This window comes from Pseudomonas sp. SDO5522_S412 (assembly GCF_054071215.1).
In genome coordinates this window covers 1-15,974 of the sequence record NZ_JBSVWQ010000137.1, presented here as the reverse complement: position 1 = coordinate 15,974, position 15,974 = coordinate 1, and the positions used below count along the sequence as shown (strand labels likewise).

Sequence of the window (15,974 nt, the reverse complement as noted above, 5' to 3'; positions counted from 1 at the left end):
TCAGTCGCTGGATATGCTGACTGATCCACCGCCTTCGCGAGCAAGCCCGCTCCCACATTTGGTTAGTGGCGAGCCTGGAAAATTACAGTTTTACAGACGAGCGCCCCGGCTTCTTGGTCTGCAACAGATGCGAGAACACCGCATGCAGGTCATCCGACGCGCTTTCCTCATCGAGGTTGAGCTTGCTGTCGATGTGATCCATGTGATGCATCATCAGGTTCACCGCCAAATCCGCATCCCGCGCTTCGATCGCGTCGATCAACTGCGTGTGCTCATCGTAGGAACAGTGCGAGCGGTTGCCGCTTTCGTACTGGGCGATGATCAACGAGGTCTGGGACACCAGACTGCGCTGGAAACTGATCAGCGGCGCATTCTGCGCCGCCTCGGCCAGCTTCAGGTGGAACTCGCCGGAAAGCCGGATGCCCGCGCCGCGATCGCCCCGGGAGAAGCTGTCGCGCTCGTCGTTGACCATCTGCCGCAGCTCGGCCAGTTGCTCGGCCGTGGCATGCTGCACCGCCAATTCAGTGATCGCACGCTCCACCAGGCGCCGGGCGAGGAATACCTGGCGGGCTTCCTCGACGCTCGGGCTGGCCACTACCGCACCACGATTGGGCCGCAGCAGTACCACGCCTTCATGGGCCAGGCGCGACAGCGCGCGGCGAATGATGGTGCGGCTGACGCCGAAGATTTCGCCCAGCGCTTCTTCACTCAATTTGGTACCGGGCGCCAGGCGTTGTTCGAGGATCGCCTCGAAGATATGCGCGTAGACGATATCGTCCTGGGTTCCACTGCGACCGGCCTTACCGGCTCGCGGCTGTTTCTTGAGGGGCTGCAACTGTTCGTTCATGGGCACTCGGGTCGGGAGAACGGCGGCGAATTGACGTTGACTGTAATACGGCACAGAGGGTCGCTGGCAAGTATCGCGTAAAATCAGCGCACATTGTACACAACCCAGTGCGCCAACACACTGTACGGCTGTTTGGGGCGCCGGCTGTATTGCAATGAATCGTTACGTTTGAGTTTAGGCTTGATTCCGCACTTTCTCCTTTGTAGGAGCGAGCTTGCTCGCGAAAAACGTATAAGCACCGCATTCAGTCAGGATGCCAGCGTCATCGTTAACGACCTTCGCGAGCAAGCTCGCTCCTACAGACAGCCCGGTAAAAGGAACACCGCCCATGTCCGACGTCCCCCAAGCGCGATTACGCCCACTGGCCGACACTTCGCCTTCGGCCATCGTCGCCGGTTTCATTGCCATGATGACCGGCTACACCAGCTCCCTGGTGCTGATGTTTCAGGCTGGCCAGGCTGCGGGCCTGACCACCGCGCAAATTTCCTCGTGGATCTGGGCGATTTCCATCGGCATGGCGGTGTGCAGCATTGGTCTGTCCCTGCGCTATCGCACGCCGATCACCATTGCCTGGTCCACACCGGGCGCGGCGCTGTTGATCACCAGCCTGGGCGGCGTCAGCTACGGCGAGGCCATCGGCGCCTACATCACCTGCGCGGTGCTGGTGACCATCTGTGGGCTGACCGGCAGCTTCGAAAAACTCGTCAAGCGCATCCCCGCGTCCCTGGCGGCCGCCTTGCTGGCGGGGATTCTGTTCAAGATCGGCAGCGAGATTTTCGTCGCCGCGCAGCACCGTACCGGTCTGGTGCTGGGGATGTTCTTCACTTACCTGGTCATCAAGCGCCTGTCGCCGCGTTATGCCGTGCTCGCGGCACTGCTGATCGGCACGGCGCTGTCCGGGCTGATGGGGCTGCTGGATTTCAGTGGCTTTCACCTGGAAGTGGCAACGCCGGTGTGGACCACGCCGCACTTCTCCCTGGCCGCGACCATCAGCATCGGCATCCCGCTGTTCGTGGTGGCCATGACCTCGCAGAACATGCCGGGTGTCGCGGTGCTGCGGGCCGACGGCTATAACGTACCGGCGTCGCCATTGATTACTACCACCGGCCTGGCCTCGCTGGTGCTGGCGCCGTTTGGCTCCCATGGCATCAACCTGGCAGCCATCAGCGCGGCGATCTGCACCGGCCCTCATGCCCATGAGGATCGCAACAAGCGCTACACCGCCGCGGTCTGGTGCGGGATTTTCTACGGGATCGCCGGGGTGTTTGGCGCGACATTGGCCGCGTTATTCGCCGCCCTGCCCAAGGAACTGGTGCTGTCGATTGCGGCACTGGCATTGTTTGGCTCGATCATCAATGGCCTGAGCATCGCCATGAATGAACCCAGGGAACGGGAAGCTGCGTTGATCACCTTCATGGTCACAGCGTCGGGGTTGACGTTGTTTTCCATCGGCTCGGCGTTCTGGGGAATTGTCGCGGGGGTGTTGACGCTGGTGATTCTGAACTGGCGCAAGGCCTGATTCTTTAGACCCAGTAACGAAAAAGCGACCCGGGCGGGTCGCTTTTTCATGACATCAGACTGCCGGGTTAATCGGCTTTTCTGGGTGCCAAGCGTCCAGCAGGGCGCTGACTTCAACGCGGGTCAGCTCTGGACGAGCCTTCAGCCACGCTTCAACAGCGGCACGCTGTTCTTCGTTGACCGAACCACGGGTGGCTTTGCAAACCAGACCGAAGTCATCACCGCCGACGTAGTCCAGGCCGTTGCCGTCCATCGCTTCAGTGAGGAATGCTTCGAGGAAAGCGTCAACCGCTTCATCGTCCAAACCTTCTTTGAAGTCCAGGTTCAGTTCGAAACCCAGCTCTTGAAATTCATCAACGCACAGTTTTTTGCGCAGACGCCGGGAACGGTTAGTCGCCATTGGAACAATCCTCTTAAGTAATAACGGGCGGCACTTTAGCAGTTTAAGCAGGCCTTTGCCCGATTCTCTGGGACAGGCGGCAGAGTGCCAGTAAAAAAAACCGCCAATTGCAGCTATCGTTCAGCCACAAGTGCGACAGCCTTGGGGCATAATGCCGACACTTTCATGACCATTGAGGGATTTTTCGTACATACCCCTCACCTTTTTACCCCCTCAGCAGTAGGGTTTTAATTCTTATGATCAAATCTTTGCGTCCACTGTTACTCGCCAGTTTTCTTCTGCCCCTGGCCTTTTCCGTTACCGCCGCCCCGATCAACACTTCCCTGCCGCCCAAGGTCCAGGAAGCCCTCCAGAAAGCCAAGCTGCAAAACAATGCCCTGTCCCTGGTGATGATTCCCCTCAATGGCCCGGGCACACCTACCGTGTTCAACGCCGACGTGTCGGTCAACCCGGCCTCGACCATGAAGCTGGTCACCACCTACGCGGCCCTGGAAATGCTCGGTCCCAACCATCAGTGGAAAACCGAGTTCTACACCGACGGCACCCTGAGCGGCGGGATCCTGAACGGCAACCTGTACCTCAAGGGCGGCGGCGACCCCAAGCTGAACATGGAAAAACTCTGGCTGCTGATGCGCGACCTGCGGGCCAATGGCGTGCAGCAAGTGACCGGCGACCTGGTGCTGGACCGTGGCTTCTTCATCCCGCCGCAACTGCCGGAGTTCAATGACGACGGCAACGACGAGAACAAGCCGTTCCTGGTCAAGCCCGATGCCTTGATGGTCAACCTCAAGGCGCTGCGCTTCGTCACCCGCAATGATTCGGGCAAGGTGCTGGTCTCGGTCGAGCCGCCGATTGCGAGCATCCGCATCGACAACCAGGTCAAGGTCTCCAACGCCAAGCAATGCACCGGCGATGTGCGCTACAGCCCGATGACCGCCGCCGACGGCAGCGTCACCGTGACCGTCAGCGGCCAGTTGGCGGACGGCTGCAGCTCGCAGACGTATCTGTCGTTGCTGGACCACGCCACCTACACCGCCGGCGCCGTTCGGGCGATCTGGAAGGAACTGGGCGGCAGCATCCAGGGCCGCGACATCCAGGCGCCGGTACCGAAGAACGCCAAAGTGCTGGCTCGTGCGTTCTCGCCGGACCTGGCGGAGATCATCCGCGACATCAACAAATACAGTAACAACACCATGGCCCAGCAGTTGTTCCTGAGCCTGGGTGCGCAGTACCGCACCGATGCCGACGGCGACGACGCCAAGGCCGCCCAGCGCGTGGTGCGCCAGTGGCTGGCGAAAAAAGGCATCACCGCGCCGCACCTGGTGATGGAGAACGGCTCCGGCCTGTCCCGTGCTGAACGGGTCAGCGCCCGCGAGATGGCGACCATGCTGCAAGCGGCGTGGAGAAGCCCGTACGCGGCGGAGTACATCAGTTCGCTGCCGATTGCCGGCACCGACGGCACCATGCGTAAACGCCTGAAGACCACGGCCATGCGCGGCGAAGCCCACGTCAAGACCGGCACCCTGAACACCGTGCGGGCGATTGCCGGGTTCAGCCGCGACAACAATGGCAATACCTGGGCTGTGGTGGCGATTCTCAACGATCCGAAACCGTGGGGCGCGTCCTCGGTACTGGACCAGGTGCTGCTGGACCTGTATCGCCAGCCGAAACTGGCGGCGGCGGCCCCGGTCCTCTAACAGCAGCAAATATCAAATGTGGGAGCTGGCTTGCCTGCGATGCAGACGCCTCGGTCTATCAGGAATACCGAGGTGATGCTATCGCAGGCAAGCCAGCTCCCACATTGATCTCTAATAGCTTGAATGGCCGTACACTTCAGGCAAGCACCCGCTCTGCCTCAACTCTGTCCCTGCCCGCCTGCTTGGCGGCATAGACACCCGAATCCGCCCGCAGCAACAAGCTGTCGACGCCCTCCTCGACCCGCCAACTGGCGACCCCGAAGCTCGCCGTCACCGTGCCGACACCTTCCATCGGCTCACCGCGCAACGCCTGCCACAACTCCAGGGCAACACTGAACGCCTGGCTGCCGTCGGTATTGGCGCACAGCACCACAAACTCCTCGCCCCCCAGCCGGCAATACACATCCGTGCGTCGTAACCGCTGGCTGATGCGCCGGCATAACTCCTTGAGCACTTCATCACCCACCGCGTGACCATGCTGGTCGTTGATGCGCTTGAAGTGATCGATGTCGAACATGATCACCGACAACGCCCCCGAGGCACGCTTGACCCGGATCATCTCGGCCTTCAGCCGGTCCTGGAAGTAGCGTCGGTTATGAATGCCGGTCAGGGAATCGGTAATCGACAGCGCCCGCAGCTCTTCCTCGACCCGCTTGAGATCGGAAATATCCGACACATAGCCATGCCATAACGTACCGCCACCGGCCAGCTCTTCCGGCGTCGCCTCACCGCGAACCCAGCGCAGCCCCCGATGGGGCAACTGCACCCGGTATTCTTCACGCCAATGGCTCAGTTGCAGGGTGGACAGGCGAATGGACTCCCGTACCCGCTCGACATCCAGCGGATGAATCCGCTCGAAGACCTTTCGCGCATCCTGCTGCAACACCCCAGGCTCGATTTCGTAGATGTCGCGGATGCCATCGCTGGCATAAATGAAACGCGAGACATTGTTCGGTTCCAGGATGAACTGGAAAATACCGCCGGGCACATGGGCGCTGAGTTTCTTCAGCAGGCGGTCCCGCGCGGCCAGTGCCTCATAGGCGCGCTTCTGCTCGGTGACATCCAGGCAGATCGCCAGGTGCCCGACCCACAGGCCATGCTCGTCCAGCAGAACAGTGGCGAGCATGTTCACCGTCAGTTGGCTGCCGTCCTTGCGTACCAGCGTCCACTCGCGGGCCTCATGCACTGCATCGGCGCTGTCCACCAGCATCGCCTGGGCTGGCGCGATGCGCTTGCCGAGGATTGCGCTCAATTGCGCGGCACGGGCTTCCAGCTCGGGGGCCAGGTGCAGGCTTTCGAGGGTCAGGTGGCCCAGTACCTCTTGTGCTTCAAAGCCCAGCATCTGCTCGGCGCCGGCGTTGAAGGTGGTGATCACACCGCGCAAGTCCGTCGCGATGATCGCCACCTGGGTGGCCGCATTGAGCACGCTGCGCAGTTGGCCGTGGGTGCCTCTCAGTTCCTGTTCCCGCTGACGCAATTGGGCGGTGCGCTGCTCCACCAGCTTCAATGCGCGCTGGCGCTGGCTGACCACCACGTAGAGCAACGCACTGAGCAGCACACTCAGCAGGCTGCCCATGACCAGGATACTGACCAGCGACGAGTGATTGCCCTGCTGGAACACCTGGCTGGGGCGCAGGCTCAAGGCGTAGACGTGGTCGCCGAGCGTCAGCCGGCGTGCTGCCACCAGGTCACTGTCTGCCACGGGGTTGCTGGATTCGTACAACACCCGTTGCTCTGCATCGGAGGTGTCGACAATCTGCATCACCAGGTTGTCCCGTGCGGCCTTGGGCAAGCCATCGGCCACCAGCTGGCGCATGCTGATCACCGCCATGACGTAGCCGTAAGGTTCACTGTTGGGCACTTGTGTCGTCGGTGCCCGGCTGACCGGTGCCACCAGCAATACACCCATGGCATAGGCCGGCTCCACACCCACCAGTTGCATGGGCTGGGACACCGCCATCTTCCCTGACTGTTGCGCACGCTCCACTGTCGAGCGCCGCAGTGGCTGGGCCAACAGGTCAAAACCCAGCGGCGAGCCGAGAATGCTCTGGGTCTGGCTGTACAGCACCGGCACATACTCATCGCGATCAGTCGCCGGGGTCAGTTCGCCCGCCGCATTCAATTCACGAATGGAGAAATTCGCACCGCGCTCCGCCGTGATTGCCTGCTCGAACGCACCGCGCTGGTCACGCAAAACCCGGGGTGCCCAGGCATAGGCGCGGGTACGCAACAGCAAGGGCTGCGCGAACCCTTCGAACTCTTTGCGCGAGACTGTATTTGAATTGACGAAGAACCGCCGCAGGCTGCCCAGGCGTTGTTCCTGGTCCTCGAAACGCTCCTGGAGACGGCTGTAGCGCTCGTTGACCAGCAGTTGAAAGCGCTGGCGCATCTGCTGCTGGTAAAGCTCGGACGCGGCCCAGGCGACGACAATCGTCAGCGCGATACCGGCCAGCAACACCACCACCGCCACCAGCCACGCCGACACCTGCTCACTGATAAAGCCTAGGATTTTCGGGCGGACGGCATGCAGCGGCATAGACAAGACTCGGAACGCCAGCGTGCGGGTGCGTCACTTTGGCCAGGTCCTAAGTTATAGCCACAGGACTTGCGTTTGACCAGCGCAAAAAAAAGCCGCAAGGCCGGAATGATCCGGGCCTGCGGCTTCAGAACGCAGTGATCAGCGCGCGGTGATTTTCCACGCCCGATGGATCTTGGCGTTACGCGCAAAATCCGGGTCGATGGTCTTGTCGCTGATCTCTTCGACGGCATACCGCTCGACGAGGTTGTCTTCCAGCTGGAACTTGCGGAAGTTGTTCGAGAAGTACAACACGCCGCCCGGTGCCAGGCGCGCCATGGCCAGGTCCAGCAACTGCACGTGGTCGCGTTGCACGTCGAAGATGCCTTCCATGCGCTTGGAGTTGGAGAAGGTCGGCGGGTCGATGAAGATCATGTCGAACTCATCGCGGCTGGCTTCCAGCCAGGCCATCACGTCGCCCTGCTCCAGGCGGTTCTTGTCGGAGAAACCGTTGAGGGAGAAGTTGCGGCGCGCCCAGTCCAGGTAGGTCTTCGACAGGTCGACGCTGGTGGTGCTGCGCGCACCACCCTTGGCGGCATGCACACTGGCGGTGGCGGTGTAGCAATACAGGTTGAGGAAGCGCTTGCCGGCCGCCTCTTTCTGGATGCGCATGCGCATTGGGCGGTGGTCGAGGAACAGGCCGGTGTCCAGGTAATCGGTCAGGTTGACCAGCAACTTGACGCCGCCTTCGCTGACCTCGGTGAACTTGCCCTGGGCGCTCTGGCGCTCGTACTGCTTGGTGCCGCTCTGGCGTTCGCGACGCTTGACCACCACACGGTTCTTGTCGATGCCCAGCGCCTGGGGAATGGCCGCCAGGGCATCGAACATGCGTGCCGAAGCTTTTTCCGGGTCAATCGACTTCGGCGCCACGTATTCCTGGACGTGGACCCAGTCGTGGAACAGGTCGATGGCCATGGAGTATTCCGGCATGTCGGCATCGTACACACGGTAGCAATCGACGCCTTCGCGCTTGGCCCACTTGCCCAGCAGTTTCAGGTTCTTTTGCAGGCGGTTGGCAAACATCTGCCCGCCTTCGCTCAAGCGCGCCTGCTCGACCACTGGGGCCGGCGCGGGTTTGATCGGGTTCCCGTTCTTGTTGTACTGGCGCTCTTGCGGCTCGGTCGGCGCCTGGTCGTAGGCCGCTTGCTCGCGCTCGGCCTGGCGTTGTTCCGGGGTGCGACGCTCGCCGGTGACGAACTGGTCCGGGGTGACCTTGATCAGCAGCAATTTGCACGGCAAGGCGCCGTTCCAGAACGAATACTGTTTGTGGCTGCGGATGCCCATGCGCTTGCCCAGGTCCGGAGCACCGGTGAACACCGCCGCTTCCCAGCCCAGGCACGCCTGGCGCAGACGCTCGCCGAGGTTCTGATAGAGGTACAACAGGCTGGCTTCATCACCCAGACGCTCGCCATACGGCGGGTTGCAGATCACCAGGCCTTTCTGGTTCTGGTCCGGACGCGGCTCGAAGGTACCGACTTCGCCCTGGTAGATCTTGATCCAGTGGCTGAGGCCTGCGCGTTCGATGTTGTTACGGGCGGGTTGGATCAGGCGAGGATCCGCCTCGTAACCACGAATCCACAGCGGTGGCTTGGCCATGCCGATGGCGGCACGTTCGCTGGCCTCTGTGTGAAGTTTTTTCCACAGCGCCGGAACGTGGCCAAGCCAGGCGGTGAAACCCCACAGCTCACGGTTCAGGTTGGGCGCCATGTCGGCGGCGATCATCGCGCCTTCCACCAGGAAGGTACCGACGCCGCACATCGGGTCCGTCAGCGCGCCGCCTTCGGCAGCGATGCGCGGCCAGCCGGAGCGAATCAGGATCGCCGCCGCCAGGTTCTCTTTCAACGGTGCCGCGCCCTGCTGCAGGCGGTAGCCGCGCTGGTGCAGGCTGTGGCCGGACAAATCAAGGGAAAGGATCGCTTCGCCACGGTCAAGGCGCAGGTGGATGCGCAGGTCCGGGTTGATCTTGTCGATGGATGGACGTTCGCCGGTCGGGGTGCGCAGCTTGTCGACAATCGCATCCTTGACCTTCAGCGCGCCGAAGTGGGTGTTGTCGATGCCCGAGCCATGGCCGCTGAATTCAACGGCCAGGGTGCCGTCGGCGAGCATGTGGTCTTCCCACTCGATGTCCAGCACCCCGTGGTACAGGTCTTCGGCGTCCTTCATCGGGAAGCGCTTGAGCACCAGCAACACGCGGTTGGCCAGGCGCGACCAGAGGCACAGGCGGTAGGCGGTCTCCATGTCGGCCATGCCGCGCACGGCCGAGGTGTGCTCGCGGGCTTCCTCAAGGCCAAGCCCGACGGCTTCCTCGATCAGCAGGCCTTCGAGGCCCTTGGGGCAGGTGAGGAAGAGTTCAAAACGGTCCGACATGGGGCATTCCAGGCTTTTCAGCAATAAGTGAACGGGCGACGCATCGCGCGTTCGGTTTTCAATCAAGCGCTTTTCTTGAAGAGCGCTCGTGTGGCACGAATGTGCCGTTCCACCCCGGCTACCGGCCTTTCGGGCCTTTATCGACGGGGCAGTTCAAGTATTTGAAGCAACAAAAAGAAACATTCCGACCCTTCGTCGAATAATAACCGACTGCAACAGGCGGACATTCTCACTAAAGGATTAAACCCATCCTCTTTGAAGGGCACATCATAGCTGGGTTTGCCCAATAAAAGGGGCGAAAAGCCATCCCAGCTTATGGCTATAGCATCGTTATCGTTACGTGCTTATGACAAAACGATCATTGAATCCATGTGACCTATTGGTTAGAACTCAACACAGGTTGGCGCCGTAACGACGCCGACACATAGCTCGCCACGCCGGCAGCGAGCGCACCAACGGCAGAAAAACTCTGCCCGGCCTCGGACGAGGCCGAAGGATATCAAGACAGTCAACAAGTGAGGGAAACACCCTATGAGAAGACTTAAGCGTGATCCGTTGGAAAGAGCATTTTTACGCGGATATCAATATGGCGTTCATGGCAAATCCCGTGAGCTTTGCCCATTTACTCTACCGTCGGTACGCCAAGCCTGGATCAACGGCTGGCGAGAAGGACGCGGCGACAACTGGGACGGTATGACTGGCACTGCGGGAATCCACAGACTCAACGAACTTCACGCCGTCGGCTAATCAAGGGCATTTAATTCCGACACCAGCACGAATACGCAACCACTTAACCACGCACGCCCCATCCGGGCGGCGGGCTTCGGCCCAGGGGCTCCTTCAAGGAGCCCTTTTTATTGCCTGTTGTCAGCCGCGCGGCAATGCCGCAATCGCATCCACCGCCTGGCGAATCAACGCCGGGCCCTTGTAGATAAAGCCGGAGTACAACTGCACCAGGCTCGCGCCGGCGGCGATTTTCTCGGCCGCGTGCTTGCCCTCGGTGATGCCACCCACGGCAATGATCGGCAAGCGCCCTGCCAACTCGGCCGCCAGCACCTTGACGATGTGGGTGCTCTGGTCGCGTACCGGCGCACCGGACAAGCCGCCCGCTTCGTCACCATACGCCAGGCCTTCGACACCGACGCGGCTCAGGGTGGTGTTGGTGGCGATCACCGCATCCATGCCCGAATCCACCAGGGCCTGGGCCACCAGTACGGTCTCTTCGTCGTTCATGTCCGGGGCAATCTTGATTGCCAGGGGCACACGCTTGCCGTGGCGCACAGCCAAATCTTCCTGGCGCTGACGCAAGGCTTCGAGCAGTTGCTTGAGGGAGTCGCCAAACTGCAGGCTGCGCAGGCCCGGGGTGTTAGGCGAGCTGACGTTGACCGTGACGTAGCTGGCGTGGGCGTAGACCTTGTCCAGGCAAATCAGATAGTCATCCACCGCACGCTCCACCGGCGTGTCGAAGTTTTTGCCGATATTGATCCCGAGGATACCGGTGTACTTCGCCGCCTGAACCCGTGACAGCAGGTTATCCACACCCAGGTTGTTGAAGCCCATGCGATTGATGATCGCCTCGGCTTCCGGCAGGCGGAAGATCCGCGGCTTCGGGTTGCCTGGCTGCGGCCGTGGGGTCACGGTGCCGATTTCGACAAAGCCAAAACCCAGCTGCGCAAAACCGTCGATGGCTGCACCGTTTTTGTCCAAACCCGCAGCCAGGCCTACCGGGTTGGGGAAATCGAGCCCCATCACCGACACCGGCATTTTCGCCGGGGCCTTGCACACCAGGCCATTGAGCCCCAGGCGGCCACCGGCACCGATCAAGTCCAGGGACAGATCGTGGGAAGTTTCCGGAGAGAGTTTGAACAACAGCTGGCGGGCCAGGGTATACATGGGCGGGCTTGACTCGGATGGCGGCGAAAGGTGGCGGCGATTATAGCCGGGGTGACGGGCTGCATGCGAGGCGTGCCGTCCAATCGTCAGTTACGGTGCGTCATCAGTTCCTCATAGCGGGCCCAGATTTTTTGCGCATAGCGAAGACGCAGGGCCTCACACTGAGGCCCGGGCCCGCCGCCCACATTGTAGGAACCGATCGCTGTCCAGTTGTAGCCGAACTGTTTGACGAAGTCGGCAAGGATCGACGCCCCCACCTCCACCGACAGGCAAGGCTCATCCAGCAAGCGCTGCTCGGTAATGCCCTCCTTGAGCAGGCGCGGCAGGTGAATGCTGTTGATCTGCATCAGCCCGATATCACGGGTGCCGTTGTTGTTGGCGTAATTCATGGCCTTGGCGCGGTAGCCCGACTCCACTGCGGCGATGGCCTGCAACAATTCCGGCTCCATGCCGTATCGGCTGGCAGCCTCGGCCCAGCAATACGCCCGGGCTTCATTGCCGAAGCCGAGCGTGAGCATCAGCAGCAGCGCCCCCTTGCACCGGGCGCTGCTCATGCCTGCCCCCGACCGCAGGTGGAACAGACAGCGCCCACCGTCAGGCTGGTCATCCTGACCGCACAGGTCACCCGGTACCCTTTGCCGTATACCGTCTTGATCAGACCCTTGCCGCCCTTCAAATATTTGCGCAGCGAACAGATGCAACGGGTCAGGGACTCTTCCGTGGCCTCGTTATGGGGCCATGCCTGTTCCAGCAAGTGGTCCTTGGTCACCAGCACTCCGGCCGAGGACAGCAACAGGCGCAACACCTGCCACTCCTTGGGCGGGAGTTGAATATCCGAGTCTTCACTGGTCAATCTACCGTCACCGTGCAACGTCCAGCGCTCAAAGACCATGGGGGTAGCCAGTACCCCATCGTTCACCACGGCCATTCGTACCTCCGCACCCAACTCACCTTCCAACACTGGTTTCCTGAAGGTCGCGACTATAAAAAGCCCACTCGCTGTATAGGAGAGGAAAAAACCCCATAGGCACTGATTTTTTCAGACTGGGCACGTAGGACCTTTCGGCGATGCCCGCCCAGGGGCGCCACCAACGTTCTTATCCTTCGGTCACCCGGTTAAATGCCCGCTTCACCTGCTCATGCTGGGAGCGCGTCAACGGCGGCGCCTGCCCCGGCTCGGCAGCGGTATGCAGCACATTTGCGACCGCCGTCGCCTGAATCACAAACAATCGCACACTGTTGGCCATGGGCCCGTTGTAGCGTCCGAGCAAGGCTGTGCCGGTATCGCGCTGAAAATTCCCCACCAGCAATCGCCTGCCCGGAGCCACACGCACCACCGTGTTGATCCCCATCCGCTCCACCCCCGCCGAGGGTTTGTCGCGACTGGCAGCCTTGCCCATCTGGCGGCCATCCTCGACGGTGAGCAGCATCTCGATTTCATTCGCCTCGGCGAAGCGCGGCAGAACACTGACCTGCGTACCAAAGACCACCGGTTGCCATTCGTCGTGGTCTTCACCCGGCCGGGGCAGATAGAACGTCTGGTTGTCGTTGAAAACCGCGGGCACATTCTCCTGGGTGAGAATCACCGGCAACGTCGTGACCCTCGCTCGCCTGCGCAACTCCAAGGCGGTGATCCGCTTCATGAATGCTTCGTCCTCGATGGGTGCCATGACCCGGGTAGCTGAAGGCTTGTCCGCCCCCTTGTGCATGGTCGCGCCGATCTTCTTGAGCTCACCGCGGTCCACATCCACCAGCCACATCGAAACCTCCACCGCGCGCTTTGGTACGTCCAGTTCTGCCACCAGACCTTCGATAAAGCTCACCTGCGCGGGCTTGCCCTTGATCAGCAGGCTGTTGGTGTCCGGGTACGCCAGCACCGAGATATTCTTGTCGGCCAGTAATCCGGGTTGCCGCGGGGACGCACTCTCCTGCTCGACGGCCAGCAGTTTTTCGATCATGGATGCCATGCCCGGCACCGTGACGGTTCTGTCGCCCATGTTGTACTCGCGGTCTGCAACGTGGGTGTTGAGCACCTGCACCACCCCGATCCGCTGCGGCCCCAGGCGCAGTTCCGCACGCTGGCGGTCCATCAGTTGGGCCAGGCGCAGCACATGGTCGACATAGTTCGGCGGCCCGGACACGTAGAACACCCGCGCCCCACTCGCACGCAGCGGGTAGCGCGCCTCTTCGAGCCCCGAACGGCGCATGAACCCGCGCAGGAGGTCGACCGAGATATGCCGCAGGGTCACTACCGAGCTTTTCGCCTCGTCGGCGTCATAGAGGTAAAGCACCTGGCCATCGGTGTACCAGATCAAGCCTTGCTGCTGGGCGACCGACTCCAGCAGCGGTTGGGGCGAGTCGAAATCGAACGCCCCGCTGATGCGCTTGCGAGCTGCCGCCTGACTGACAACGATCGGCTGCCCCAGCGGCAGGGACAACGCGGTAAAAAAAGTGTGCAGGCTTTCATCACGGGCCTGGTAGGAGCCCCCGAACGCGCCGGGGCTGCCCAGCAGCAGGCCGAAAAGCAGCGTCGAGAAACGGTGAAGGTGGCTGAACTGCCTGCATGGCCCGGGCTGAAAGAGCGGCCATACTGCGAGGCAGGCCAATTTCAATCCTGATGGAAAGCTGACGCCCAGCCCATCCTGTGCGCATCGTGGCATGTGCCTTGCTTTGCCTTGTCTATCGCAGCTCGCGCCAACGGCGGAACGGGCTCAAGGACACAGACGTCGTTACCCCGGGCTCTTCCTCTGAGTACCCGACGGAACGGCGTTTTTTTATGAAAGGTACGTATTGATGAGTGATCCCCTGGCTTGGGTCAACGGCAGCGATGCCCCGGAAAAGAGCAGCCTCAACCTGGGTTTCATGGCCCTGAGCGATTGCGCCTCGGTGGTGGTCGCCGCCACCCAGGGCTTCGCCCAGCCCTATGGCCTGACCTTGAATCTCAGGCGCCAGTCATCATGGGCCAGCCTGCGGGACAATCTGGTCAGCGGCGAACTGGACGCCGCCCACAGCCTGTACGGCCTGATCTACGCCGTGCACCTGGGCATCGGCGGCGTGGCACCCACCGATATGGCGGTGCTGATGGGCCTGAACCAGAACGGCCAGAGCATCAACCTGTCCCGTGGCCTGCAACAGCTGGGGGTGACCAGTCCTGAGGCACTGGACCGCCACGTGCACCAAAGCCGAACAAAACTCACCTTCGCCCAGACCTTTCCCACAGGTACCCACGCCATGTGGTTGTATTACTGGCTGGCCAGCCAGGGCATCCATCCCCTGCAGGATGTGGACAGTGTGGTGGTGCCGCCGCCGCAGATGGTTGCGCACCTGCAAGCCGGGCGCATCGACGGCTTTTGTGTGGGCGAGCCCTGGTGCGCCAGTGCGGTGAAGCAGAACCAGGGTTTTACCCTGGCCACCACCCAGGCACTGTGGCCGGACCATCCGGAAAAAGTTCTCGGCTGCACCCAGGCATTTGTCGAGCAATACCCCAATACCGCCCGGGTACTGGTGATGGCGATCCTGCAGGCCAGCCGTTTTATCGAACAGAGCACGGAAAACCGCCGCTCCACTGCACAGTTGCTGAGCGCCCCGCAGTACCTCGACGCCCCGCTCGATTGCATCGAACCGCGCCTGCTCGGCGACTACGATGACGGCCTCGGCAACCACTGGCAGGATCCCCACGCGCTGCGTTTTTATGGCGACGGCGAGGTGAACCTGCCCTACCTGTCTGATGGCATGTGGTTCATGACCCAGTTCCGCCGCTGGGGCCTGCTGCGGGAGGAGCCGGACTACCTCGGCGTTGCCCGGCGTGTGCAACAACTGGACATCTATCGCCAGGCGGCCAGCGCCGTGGGCGTGCCTGCCGGTGGCGAGGCCATGCGCAGCAGCCAGTTGATCGACGGAAAAATCTGGGACGGTTCGGACCCGGCCGGGTACGCCCGCAGCTTTCGCCTGCATGCCATGGCAGATGTTGCCAGCCGCCAGGCCTTGCGCTGACAGGAGGAACCCATGCTACGAATCCTGTTGATCAATGACACACCGCGCAAGGTCGGTCGGCTCAAGGCTGCGTTGACCGAGGCCGGGTTTGAGGTGATCGATGAATCGGGGTTGACGATCGACTTGCCGGCGCGGGTCGAAGCGGTGCGCCCGGACGTGATTTTGATCGATACCGAGTCGCCGGGACGCGATGTGATGGAGCAGGTGGTGCTGGTGAGTCGCGACCAGCCACGGCCGATTGTGATGTTTACCGATGAGCATGATCCGGGGGTTATGCGTCAGGCGATCAAGTCCGGGGTGAGTGCCTACATTGTCGAGGGGATTCAGGCGCAGCGGTTGCAGCCGATTCTGGATGTGGCGATGGCGCGGTTCGAGAGTGACCAGGCGCTACGCGCGCAGTTGCAGGCGCGGGATCAGCAGTTGGCCGAACGCAAGCGGATCGAAACGGCCAAGGGGTTGTTGATGAAAATGAAGGGGTGTAATGAGGAAGAGGCCTACACGCTGATGCGGCGTCAGGCGATGAGTCGGCAGCAGAAGCTGATTCAAGTGGCGGAGCAGATTATTGCGATGAGTGAGTTGTTGGGGTGAGGGGGGGTCGGGGTGTATATCCGTTATTTAGGTAACGGCCGCTTATGGTTCCGCTCTTACAGCGGCTCACTTTTGAACAGCGCAAAAGTAAGCAAA

The 15,974-nt window shown here is 61.5% G+C and carries 13 protein-coding genes; 5 read left to right on the top strand and 8 right to left on the bottom strand.

What is annotated here, in order from left to right; genetic code table 11:
• Nucleotides 1-82 precede the first annotated feature (82 nt).
• A complete protein-coding gene (locus tag ACW9I6_RS22635) occupies nucleotides 83-847 on the bottom strand; it encodes a GntR family transcriptional regulator (RefSeq protein WP_457339858.1) in 765 nt (254 codons plus the stop codon).
• 328 nt (nucleotides 848-1,175) lie between these two features.
• Between ACW9I6_RS22635 and ACW9I6_RS22630 the strand changes: the two genes are divergently transcribed.
• The gene (locus tag ACW9I6_RS22630) at nucleotides 1,176-2,366 is read left to right on the top strand and encodes a benzoate/H(+) symporter BenE family transporter (RefSeq protein WP_008437554.1); all 1,191 of its coding nucleotides are present in this window, start codon (nucleotides 1,176-1,178) and stop codon (nucleotides 2,364-2,366) included.
• A gap of 54 nt (nucleotides 2,367-2,420) precedes the next feature.
• On the opposite strand, the gene ACW9I6_RS22625 is transcribed toward ACW9I6_RS22630, so the two are convergent.
• The gene (locus ACW9I6_RS22625; RefSeq protein WP_003219101.1) at nucleotides 2,421-2,765 is read right to left on the bottom strand and encodes a YggL family protein; all 345 of its coding nucleotides are present in this window, start codon (nucleotides 2,763-2,765) and stop codon (nucleotides 2,421-2,423) included.
• 236 nt (nucleotides 2,766-3,001) lie between these two features.
• Between ACW9I6_RS22625 and dacB the strand changes: the two genes are divergently transcribed.
• Entirely contained in the window at nucleotides 3,002-4,462 is a 1,461-nt protein-coding gene (gene dacB, locus ACW9I6_RS22620; RefSeq protein ID WP_003219103.1) for a D-alanyl-D-alanine carboxypeptidase/D-alanyl-D-alanine endopeptidase, read from the top strand.
• Nucleotides 4,463-4,598: 136 nt separating this feature from the next.
• Here dacB and ACW9I6_RS22615 read toward each other — a convergent pair whose 3' ends face one another.
• The gene (locus ACW9I6_RS22615) at nucleotides 4,599-6,998 is read right to left on the bottom strand and encodes a sensor domain-containing diguanylate cyclase (RefSeq protein WP_457339857.1); all 2,400 of its coding nucleotides are present in this window, start codon (nucleotides 6,996-6,998) and stop codon (nucleotides 4,599-4,601) included.
• Between the two features lie 141 nt (nucleotides 6,999-7,139).
• A complete protein-coding gene (gene rlmKL / locus ACW9I6_RS22610; RefSeq protein ID WP_457339856.1) occupies nucleotides 7,140-9,404 on the bottom strand; it encodes a bifunctional 23S rRNA (guanine(2069)-N(7))-methyltransferase RlmK/23S rRNA (guanine(2445)-N(2))-methyltransferase RlmL in 2,265 nt (754 codons plus the stop codon).
• Nucleotides 9,405-9,935: 531 nt separating this feature from the next.
• Here rlmKL and rmf point away from each other — a divergent pair.
• Nucleotides 9,936-10,151 (top strand): ribosome modulation factor, encoded by a 216-nt coding sequence (gene rmf, locus ACW9I6_RS22605; protein WP_002553055.1) that lies wholly within the window; start codon nucleotides 9,936-9,938, stop codon nucleotides 10,149-10,151.
• A gap of 120 nt (nucleotides 10,152-10,271) precedes the next feature.
• Here rmf and ACW9I6_RS22600 read toward each other — a convergent pair whose 3' ends face one another.
• The 4 genes from ACW9I6_RS22600 to sctC form a co-directional block, all read right to left on the bottom strand.
• On the bottom strand, nucleotides 10,272-11,297 hold the full coding sequence (locus tag ACW9I6_RS22600; protein ID WP_003219118.1) for a quinone-dependent dihydroorotate dehydrogenase: 1,026 nt from the start codon (nucleotides 11,295-11,297) through the stop codon (nucleotides 10,272-10,274).
• Between the two features lie 86 nt (nucleotides 11,298-11,383).
• Nucleotides 11,384-11,851: a transglycosylase SLT domain-containing protein gene (locus ACW9I6_RS22595; RefSeq protein ID WP_457339855.1), complete on the bottom strand. Its 468-nt coding sequence runs from the start codon at nucleotides 11,849-11,851 to the stop codon at nucleotides 11,384-11,386.
• Nucleotides 11,848-12,225 (bottom strand): winged helix-turn-helix domain-containing protein, encoded by a 378-nt coding sequence (locus ACW9I6_RS22590; protein WP_023659087.1) that lies wholly within the window; start codon nucleotides 12,223-12,225, stop codon nucleotides 11,848-11,850. Before ACW9I6_RS22590 ends, ACW9I6_RS22595 begins: the two co-directional genes overlap by 4 nt.
• A gap of 169 nt (nucleotides 12,226-12,394) precedes the next feature.
• A complete protein-coding gene (sctC, locus tag ACW9I6_RS22585; protein ID WP_457339859.1) occupies nucleotides 12,395-13,825 on the bottom strand; it encodes a type III secretion system outer membrane ring subunit SctC in 1,431 nt (476 codons plus the stop codon).
• Nucleotides 13,826-14,090: 265 nt separating this feature from the next.
• Here sctC and ACW9I6_RS22580 point away from each other — a divergent pair, with 265 nt between their 5' ends.
• Nucleotides 14,091-15,290, top strand: a complete 1,200-nt coding sequence (locus tag ACW9I6_RS22580; protein WP_457339854.1) for a CmpA/NrtA family ABC transporter substrate-binding protein — start codon at nucleotides 14,091-14,093, stop codon at nucleotides 15,288-15,290.
• Between the two features lie 12 nt (nucleotides 15,291-15,302).
• Nucleotides 15,303-15,878, top strand: a complete 576-nt coding sequence (locus ACW9I6_RS22575) for an ANTAR domain-containing response regulator (RefSeq protein ID WP_003219125.1) — start codon at nucleotides 15,303-15,305, stop codon at nucleotides 15,876-15,878.
• The last annotated feature ends 96 nt before the right edge of the window (nucleotides 15,879-15,974 follow it).

Coding starts and splice junctions, on each gene's coding strand:
- ACW9I6_RS22615 (WP_457339857.1), bottom strand. CDS start 6,998: ATGCCGCTGCATGCCGTCCGCCCGAAAATCCTAGGCTTTATCAGTGAG.
- rlmKL (WP_457339856.1), bottom strand. CDS start 9,404: ATGTCGGACCGTTTTGAACTCTTCCTCACCTGCCCCAAGGGCCTCGAA.
- ACW9I6_RS22595 (WP_457339855.1), bottom strand. CDS start 11,851: ATGAGCAGCGCCCGGTGCAAGGGGGCGCTGCTGCTGATGCTCACGCTC.
- ACW9I6_RS22625 (WP_003219101.1), bottom strand. CDS start 2,765: ATGGCGACTAACCGTTCCCGGCGTCTGCGCAAAAAACTGTGCGTTGAT.
- ACW9I6_RS22580 (WP_457339854.1), top strand. CDS start 14,091: ATGAGTGATCCCCTGGCTTGGGTCAACGGCAGCGATGCCCCGGAAAAG.
- ACW9I6_RS22590 (WP_023659087.1), bottom strand. CDS start 12,225: ATGGCCGTGGTGAACGATGGGGTACTGGCTACCCCCATGGTCTTTGAG.
- ACW9I6_RS22575 (WP_003219125.1), top strand. CDS start 15,303: ATGCTACGAATCCTGTTGATCAATGACACACCGCGCAAGGTCGGTCGG.
- ACW9I6_RS22635 (WP_457339858.1), bottom strand. CDS start 847: ATGAACGAACAGTTGCAGCCCCTCAAGAAACAGCCGCGAGCCGGTAAG.
- dacB (WP_003219103.1), top strand. CDS start 3,002: ATGATCAAATCTTTGCGTCCACTGTTACTCGCCAGTTTTCTTCTGCCC.
- ACW9I6_RS22630 (WP_008437554.1), top strand. CDS start 1,176: ATGTCCGACGTCCCCCAAGCGCGATTACGCCCACTGGCCGACACTTCG.
- ACW9I6_RS22600 (WP_003219118.1), bottom strand. CDS start 11,297: ATGTATACCCTGGCCCGCCAGCTGTTGTTCAAACTCTCTCCGGAAACT.
- rmf (WP_002553055.1), top strand. CDS start 9,936: ATGAGAAGACTTAAGCGTGATCCGTTGGAAAGAGCATTTTTACGCGGA.